Raw genomic sequence first — 7,160 nt, 5'->3', positions numbered from 1 at the left:
GGGTTGTGGGGCTTCACGGTCATGTGGCCCCGGTCTTCAGGCGGGTGCCGGGGTTGGGGGGCCCCCCTAAACCCGGGGGGCCCTCATACACGCCGGCCGCCGCTATTTCCCGCGGCCCCCGAGCCGGAAAGTTGAGATCGTGGACTGGGATAGCCGTCAGCTCACGCCGGCAAAAGTGCCTTGCATGAGCAGATCCGGCAGATAGCTTGCCGGCTTGTCGCCAACCGCCTGCCCACCGGTCAAGCCGCCTTGTATTTCAGGGCCGAAGAACGAATACGGAAAGGGCGTGACCGGCCGGCTCACCGCATCGAGCCGTGCCCGAAGGTCTTCGGGAATGTCGAAATCAAGCGCGCCGAGATTGTCCTTGAGCTGGTCAAGCCTGGTGGAGCCGACGATGACGGACGCAATGCCTGGCCTGTTTGCCGCCCAGTTCAGGGCGACCTGGGCCATGCTGCGGCCGAGCTGGCCGGCAACCCTCTCCAGTTCGGCGACGATTTGCCAGTTGCGGTCGGTGAATTTCTGGAAACCGGGATTGGTCGAACCACGCATTGTCTCCAGCCGGCCACCATCCTTGACGATTGTATCGAAACGGTATTTTCCGCTGAGCAGGCCGCTGGCCAACGGACTCCAGACCATGATTCCAGCGCCATAGCGCGTGCCGAACGGCACGAACTCGTGCTCGATGTTGCGCTCGGCCAGCGAATATTCGAGCTGAAGCGCCGAAACCGGTTCATAGCCGCGATGCTCGGCGATCGCCTGCGCCCGGCTTGCGTACCAGGCCGGCACGTCGGACAGACCGACATACCGGATCTTTCCGGCGCGCACCAGATCGTCCAGCGTCCGCATCACCTCCTCCGGTGGCGTCAGCCTGTCCCAGGTATGGAGGATGTAGAGGTCGATGTAATCGGTGCCGAGCCGCTTCAGCGAACCGTCTACCGCCCGCAGGATGTTCTTACGGCCGTTGCCGCCGGCATTTGGATTACCCGGTTCGGCGTTGTAGGTGAATTTGGTACTGATCACCGCCTTGTCGCGCAGCCCACGCTCGGCGATGAATTCGCCGAGCCAGGTTTCGGCCGTGCCACCGGTATAGAGATCGGCGGTATCGAAGAAATTGCCACCGGCTTCGACATAGGCATCAACCAAGGCGCGCGCCGTTTCCTTCTCCGCGCCCCAGCCCCATTCCGTGCCGAACGTCATGGTGCCGAGCGCCAGACGAGTGACACGCAGCCCGCTGTTGCCGAGCGTGTAGTAGGACATGGTCATGGATTTTCTCCTGAAATTTGAAAACGGGATTGAGGTCCTTGCCTGGGATATGCAGTCAGGCCTTGGCCAGCGCATCGACCACCACCTGGAACCGACGCGGATCGAAATAGTCGTGGTAGGCGCTGATCAGACCGCTCTCGAAGCGGAAGATCGCGATATTGCTGTTGGTGTATTCAGAGCCGCCAATCAGCATCGCGCGGTTCTTGTACTCAACGACGATCGCGTCCGAATCCGCTGCCGGATAGACGGCTGTCAGCTGGGAGTCGAAGGATTCGAAATTGCCGAAGAGGCCTCGGAAGGCCGCCAGGATCGCGGCCTTACCATCGATGCTGCTTCCAAATCCTGCCGGCGGGTAGAAGACAAGGATTCGGCCATCTTCAGCCCAAAGGTTGCCCCATGCCTCAATGTCCTTGCGGTGCATCAGGTCAAAGAATTTACGCACTGTCTCGAGATTACGGGTTCGTTCGGACTTGAGGTCGGTCATTGGACGTCTCCTTGGCTGCTCGGCGATTGCCGTGTGATGCAGCCAAAGATGCGTTCTTCTTCCCTATCCGATAAGATTGCATTATCCGAATGGACTATGCGATACCATGCATGAATGGATCGCGATCTGCTTAGCCACCTACCTATAATCGTTGCCGTCGCGCGGCGTGGCGGCTTCGCCTCGGCGGCCGCCGAGCTCGGCATGAGCCCGTCAGCGGTCAGCCATGCGGTGCGGCTGGTGGAGGAGCGAATCGGCCAGCCGTTGTTTGCCCGCACCACACGCAGCGTCTCGCTGACCGAGGCTGGCACCGCCCTCGTCGCTGCGGCGGAGCCGGCGCTGGAAGACATTGCCGACCGGATCGAACGCATCCGCTCTGTCAAAGGCCGGGCAAGCGGACTGCTCAGGATCAACGCGCCGCGTTTGGCGCTGCCTCTGGCGCTGATGCCCATCCTGACGGCGATGGCGGAACGTTACCCTGACGTGACGGTGGAGATCGTCACCGACGAACGTCTGAGCGATATCGTCGGCGAGGGTTTCGACGCCGGCATCCGGCTGGGCGAGATGATCGCCGAGGATATGGTGACGGTGCGGCTGACTCAGCCGTTCCGGACGACCATTGTCGCCTCTCCGGCCTATATCGGCCGCCACGGAAAGCCGCGAACAATTGCTGATCTCTCCACCCGCAACTGCATCGGCTATCGGCTGTTGCGATCACGTGCGCTCTACCGTTGGGATCTGTCAGACCAGGGCAAGGATATCGGCGTCGAGACGCGCGGCAGCGTCGTCGTCAGCGAACCGCTGTCGGCAAAAGACATGGCCCTTGCCGGCATCGGCCTCGCATATCTGTTCGAGCCGCTTGTCAAGCCCGACATCGAGGCAGGCCGGCTGGTCGAAGTCCTTGGCGAGGCATCGATCGAGGAACCGGGACTGTTCCTCTATTTCCCGCGCCGCGCCGCGATGGCCCCGAAGCTCCGCGCCTTTATCGACACCGCGCAAGAAATCGGCCGGGCATCCTCGCGGACACCCGGCCGAAAAAGCCTTTCAAACGAATAGTTTACTTCTTGACCGCTGCCGCGACTTCCGCCGCGAAATCGGTCTCTTCCTTCTCGATGCCCTCACCGAGCGCGAAGCGCAGATAGGCGGCGATTTTGGCCGGCGCGCCGATCTCGCTTTCGGCATCCTTCAGCGCCTTCTCGACGGTGATGTCGGGATTGAGCACGAAAGCCTGCTTGAGCAGCACGACCTCTTCGTAGAACTTGCGCAAACGGCCCTCGACCATCTTCTCGATGATCGCTTCCGGCTTGCCGGACTGGCGCGCCTGGTCGGCGAAGATCGCCTTCTCGCGCTCGACCGCGGCCGGATCGAGCTCTTCGGTGGTCAAGGCCATCGGGTTGGTGGCGGCGACATGCATGGCGACTTGGCGGGCAAAGGCGTTGGCGGCCTGCGCGTTGCCTGTCGTCTCGATGGCGACCAGCACGCCGAGCTTGCCAAGGCCGTCGGCAACCGCATTGTGGACGTAGGTTGCGACAGCGCCGTGCTCGACGGTGAGCTTGGCCGAGCGGCGGAAGCCCAGATTCTCGCCGATGGTGCCGACTGCGTCCTTGATGGTCTCGGTGACCGACTTGCCCGAGCCCGGATAGGGAGCAGCGGCAACGGCCTCGGTCTTGCCGCCATAGGCAAGCGCGACCTTCGCGACATTGGCGACGATCTCCTGGAACGCAGCATTGCGCGCAACGAAATCCGTCTCGGAATTGACCTCGACGATCGCTGCCTCGCGGACGCCGGAATCGACGCCGATCAGGCCTTCGGCAGCAGTACGGCCAGCCTTCTTGTCGGCCTTGGAAATGCCCTTCTTGCGCAGCCAGTCGATGGCTTCTTCCATGTTGCCGTTGGTCTCGTTCAACGCCGCCTTGCAGTCCATCATGCCCGCGCCGGTCAAGTCGCGGAGTTCTTTGACCTGTGCAGCCGAAATGCTCATTGTCGCCTCTTTGTCTAAATGCACCGACGCACCATCGAGTTTCGATGATGCGCCTGGTGCCGGTAGCGCTTACCGCGCCAACATATTGGAAAGATGAAGGCCGCAGCCGGCCTTCGCTATTATGCTTCCGGGGTCTGGGTTGCCGGGCTCTCGGCGGCCGGGGTCGGTTCGAGCGCCGGCTCGACCGGAGCCTCGACCGATGCGCCGATGTCGACGCCGAGTGCGCCCTGCTGGCGGGCGATGCCGTCGATCGCAGCCTTGGCAATCAGATCGCAATAGAGCTGGATGGCGCGGGCCGCATCGTCATTGCCGGGGATCGGGAAGTCGATCTTGTCCGGGTCGCAGTTGGAATCGATGATGGCAACGACCGGGATGCCGAGACGCTTGGCCTCGAGGATGGCGATCGCTTCCTTGTTGGTATCGATCACGAACATCAAATCGGGCGTCGAACCCATATCCTTGATGCCGCCCAGCGCCTTGTCGAGCTTCTCACGCTCGCGGTCGAGGTTGAGGCGCTCCTTCTTGGTCAGGCCCTGAGCCTCGCCGGCCAGCATCTCGTCGAGCTTGCGCAGGCGCTGGATGGAATTCGAGATCGTCTTCCAGTTGGTCAGCATGCCGCCGAGCCAGCGCGAGTTAACATAGTACTGAGCCGAGCGCTGCGCGGCATCGGCGACGATGTCGGAGGCCTGGCGCTTGGTGCCGACGAACAGCACGCGGCCGCCCTTGGCAACAGTGTCGGAAACCTGCTTCAGCGCCTGGTGCAGCAAAGGCACCGTCTGCGAGAGGTCGATGATGTGGATGTTGTTGCGGGCGCCGTAGATATAGGGCGCCATTTTCGGATTCCAGCGGTGGGTCTGGTGGCCGAAGTGAATGCCAGCTTCCAATAGCTGGCGCATGCTGAAATCAGGCAGAGCCATTCTTATTTCCTTTCCGGTTAGCCTCCACGGACACAGGCATTTTTGGACTTGGTCCTCGAACGCCACCGGAGGTTTCCGCCGGATTTCTCCCGGGCAGACACCAAAGTCCGTGTGTGGAATGTGCGCGCATATAGAGGGGATGCGCGACAAACGCAAGCGCTGTGGCGTCTTGCGGCTCAGCGTGCGGCGATCAGCGCACCGGTGCCTATCATGGCGCTGCCGGCAAACCTGTTCATCAGCCGCATGCGCCTTGGCGTCTTGAACCAGCTCGAAGCCCGCCCGGAGAGCGCTGCGTAGAAGCCCATGGTGACGATGTTGACGCAGATCACGACCGCAACCACGAGCAGCCCATCGGCGAAGGTCATCGTATTGAGGTCAAGAATCAGCGGCATGATAGAGGCGTGGAACAGGATCGCCTTGGGATTGCCCAATGCGATGGAGATACCGAGGAAAAACGATCGAGACAGTCTTGCCTGGGTTGCGTGCTGTCCATGCGATCGCGCGGAGGCCGATCGCCACATCCGGATGCCGAGAAACACCAGATAGGCAGCACCCGCATACTTCAGGATTAAAAAAACCCATTCGAAGGCCTGTACCAGCGCCACGAGACCGAGCAGTGCCAAGGTGACCAGCACCGCGTCGCCTGCGGCGATGCCGAGTCCAGCCAGGAAAGCGCGAACGAAGCCAAGCGAGACGCCATTGGCGATAACCGTGAACATCGCCGGACCAGGCGTGGCGGCGGCAAATGTGATCGCGGCGCAGTAAGCCAAAAATGCCGTCAATGTCATCGTCGCATCTTCCCCCTCGGCACGCGCACACGCCGGAAAACAGCGACGATCTCCTCGCGGCTGCACTCGATGGCGCCGAGCCGCACCGCGCGGTCGCGCTCGAACCCGGTTATGTCATAATGCGGCGCCGATGTCTTCGGCGGCCCTTGGTAGGACGAGCGCTTGATGCCGAGCTGCGCGGCGAAGCGATGCAACTCGTCGGTGTCGTCTGCCAGCAGATGACACCAGCGGTGGCCGACCCATTTCCAGATCGCCGCATCGACATAGACCGCCATGAGGCTTGCCGCACTCCTTCATCTTGCGCCGACCAACACGCCGCTAACGATGATAGAAGGGATTAGCATAGAATATGAAGCCGCCGCCGGCCTGGAGTTGCGCTATGGTGCTGGTGATGGTCCCCTGCATGCGGTCGTGCAGTTCGACGAGTGCCGCCTCGACGGAGCCTTCATAGGCGTGCAAGCCTAACGGGTCCGGCACCCGAATATGGGCGCGGCGTGGGCCTGCCGGCTGCGGCACGAAACGGTCGATCGTATCGCGCAGTGTACCCTTGCAATAATCGTTGCGGATCCGCTTCAAGTGTTCGGCGATCTCCTCCTGCGTGATGCGCGGATTGGCTGAAGCCCACGGCCCGACACGCCGCAAGCGCTGGATCGTATCCGCCAGCGTTCGGACCTGCTTCCGGCTTCCGGTATCATCCGTGTTTTCTCGCAGCCAGCGGCGCGACCGGCGCAAAAGCTCGGCACTGTCGAGCGTGCCGGCGCCGACCGAGACAAGTTCAGCAAGGCGACGACCGAGTTCCGCGAGCAGGTCCTTCTGACGTGTGTCATACGAAACCCGCTCATCGGACCGCAGGCCATATGCAGCCTCATCGCGCGACAGCAACGTCGCATAGATATGATGGACACGCTCCGGCAGCGAATCGGCGGCATGGCGTTCGATCTTCAGGCTGCGCTCGACGTAGGCGCACTCCTTTGCCAGCGCTGCCTCGACATTCCCCGTGAAAGCGAGCTTCCAGATCACGGGCGCGATCCAAACTTTGAAATCCGGATCCGTCAGGCGGCCGCGCTTCAGCGCTTCGAGCCCCATCTCGACCGCGCCCGGCAGCAGCGGGGCAACGATGTTGGCATGCCAGCCGACGCCGCCTTCGGGATGCAGGAGAACGCCGTGCCCTTTCAGCGCCCAGGCCACCGAATGTTCCTTGGCGGCCCCGCTATTGCCCGGGATTTGGGCGATTAGATTGTTGGCCAGCCAGAATTTCTGCATCAGCCGGCCAAGCCCGTTGACGACGCCGTGCGTGGCCCAGGATGCCGCCAGCGGGCTTACCCGCGAGACGACCTCCTTGTCGATCATCCAGTCGGTAAAGAACTCCGGATGGTTGGGCGTGATGAACGTCGCCTTGCCCGCGCCGCAACAAGCCTTCAACCTTTGCCGGTCGTCCTCCGGAAAATCGATGTGGCGGACATTGGCGACGCCGCGCAGACCGGCCAGACGGTTGAACGGCAACAGGTCGCGAAGCCCCGGAATGCCGTGCAGCATGACAATGCGGTTGACGAATGTCATGGCCTTGATCAGCGTCGCATTGGGCCGCGGCGCCACAAAAACGTCGATCCTGCTCAACCTGCTCCCCCCGCGGCGCTTACCGTCGTAAGACGTTGATATGCAATTGCGGCATGCTCAAGTCGGTGCAACATGCCCGCAAGATCAAGCGCCACTATCGCGGAGAGCAGCCG

Annotated in this window: 8 protein-coding genes; 1 reads left to right on the top strand and 7 read right to left on the bottom strand. The window is 62.2% G+C overall.

The window, feature by feature from the left end; genetic code table 11:
• Positions 1-156: 156 nt before the first annotated feature.
• Entirely contained in the window at positions 157-1,263 is a 1,107-nt protein-coding gene (locus NKH63_RS04935; RefSeq protein ID WP_352482296.1) for an aldo/keto reductase, read from the bottom strand.
• Positions 1,264-1,318: 55 nt separating this feature from the next.
• Positions 1,319-1,747 carry a nuclear transport factor 2 family protein gene (locus NKH63_RS04930; RefSeq protein WP_352482295.1) on the bottom strand — a complete coding sequence of 143 codons (429 nt, stop codon included), beginning with the start codon at positions 1,745-1,747 and terminating at the stop codon, positions 1,319-1,321.
• Positions 1,748-1,861: 114 nt separating this feature from the next.
• Here NKH63_RS04930 and NKH63_RS04925 point away from each other — a divergent pair, with 114 nt between their 5' ends.
• Positions 1,862-2,800, top strand: coding sequence for a LysR family transcriptional regulator (locus tag NKH63_RS04925; RefSeq protein ID WP_023717732.1), 939 nt, complete (start codon positions 1,862-1,864; stop codon positions 2,798-2,800).
• Position 2,801: 1 nt separating this feature from the next.
• On the opposite strand, the gene tsf is transcribed toward NKH63_RS04925, so the two are convergent.
• The 5 genes from tsf to NKH63_RS04900 all read right to left on the bottom strand — a co-directional run bounded on the left by tsf (position 2,802) and on the right by NKH63_RS04900 (position 7,047).
• Positions 2,802-3,725 (bottom strand): translation elongation factor Ts, encoded by a 924-nt coding sequence (gene tsf, locus NKH63_RS04920; RefSeq protein ID WP_023717733.1) that lies wholly within the window; start codon positions 3,723-3,725, stop codon positions 2,802-2,804.
• Between the two features lie 119 nt (positions 3,726-3,844).
• On the bottom strand, positions 3,845-4,642 hold the full coding sequence (gene rpsB / locus NKH63_RS04915) for a 30S ribosomal protein S2 (protein WP_023717734.1): 798 nt from the start codon (positions 4,640-4,642) through the stop codon (positions 3,845-3,847).
• Positions 4,643-4,818: 176 nt separating this feature from the next.
• Entirely contained in the window at positions 4,819-5,430 is a 612-nt protein-coding gene (locus NKH63_RS04910) for a LysE family translocator (protein WP_352482293.1), read from the bottom strand.
• Positions 5,427-5,705, bottom strand: a complete 279-nt coding sequence (locus NKH63_RS04905) for a DUF4031 domain-containing protein (protein WP_023717736.1) — start codon at positions 5,703-5,705, stop codon at positions 5,427-5,429. Before NKH63_RS04905 ends, NKH63_RS04910 begins: the two co-directional genes overlap by 4 nt.
• Before the next feature lie 43 nt (positions 5,706-5,748).
• Entirely contained in the window at positions 5,749-7,047 is a 1,299-nt protein-coding gene (locus tag NKH63_RS04900; RefSeq protein ID WP_352482291.1) for a lysophospholipid acyltransferase family protein, read from the bottom strand.
• Between the last annotated feature and the right edge of the window lie 113 nt (positions 7,048-7,160).

Origin of the sequence: Mesorhizobium sp. M0960 (genome assembly GCF_040319055.1) — a bacterium.
GTDB lineage: Bacteria > Pseudomonadota > Alphaproteobacteria > Rhizobiales > Rhizobiaceae > Mesorhizobium.
The sequence above is the reverse complement of the archived record's forward strand: the minus strand, read 5'-3'. Positions and strand labels throughout refer to the sequence as shown.

Bases quoted from the DNA above. Each gene is read 5' to 3' on its own strand.
- NKH63_RS04935 (WP_352482296.1), bottom strand. From the start codon at position 1,263: ATGACCATGTCCTACTACACGCTCGGCAACAGCGGGCTGCGTGTCACT.
- NKH63_RS04930 (WP_352482295.1), bottom strand. From the start codon at position 1,747: ATGACCGACCTCAAGTCCGAACGAACCCGTAATCTCGAGACAGTGCGT.
- NKH63_RS04925 (WP_023717732.1), top strand. From the start codon at position 1,862: ATGGATCGCGATCTGCTTAGCCACCTACCTATAATCGTTGCCGTCGCG.
- tsf (WP_023717733.1), bottom strand. From the start codon at position 3,725: ATGAGCATTTCGGCTGCACAGGTCAAAGAACTCCGCGACTTGACCGGC.
- rpsB (WP_023717734.1), bottom strand. From the start codon at position 4,642: ATGGCTCTGCCTGATTTCAGCATGCGCCAGCTATTGGAAGCTGGCATT.
- NKH63_RS04910 (WP_352482293.1), bottom strand. From the start codon at position 5,430: ATGACATTGACGGCATTTTTGGCTTACTGCGCCGCGATCACATTTGCC.
- NKH63_RS04905 (WP_023717736.1), bottom strand. From the start codon at position 5,705: ATGGCGGTCTATGTCGATGCGGCGATCTGGAAATGGGTCGGCCACCGC.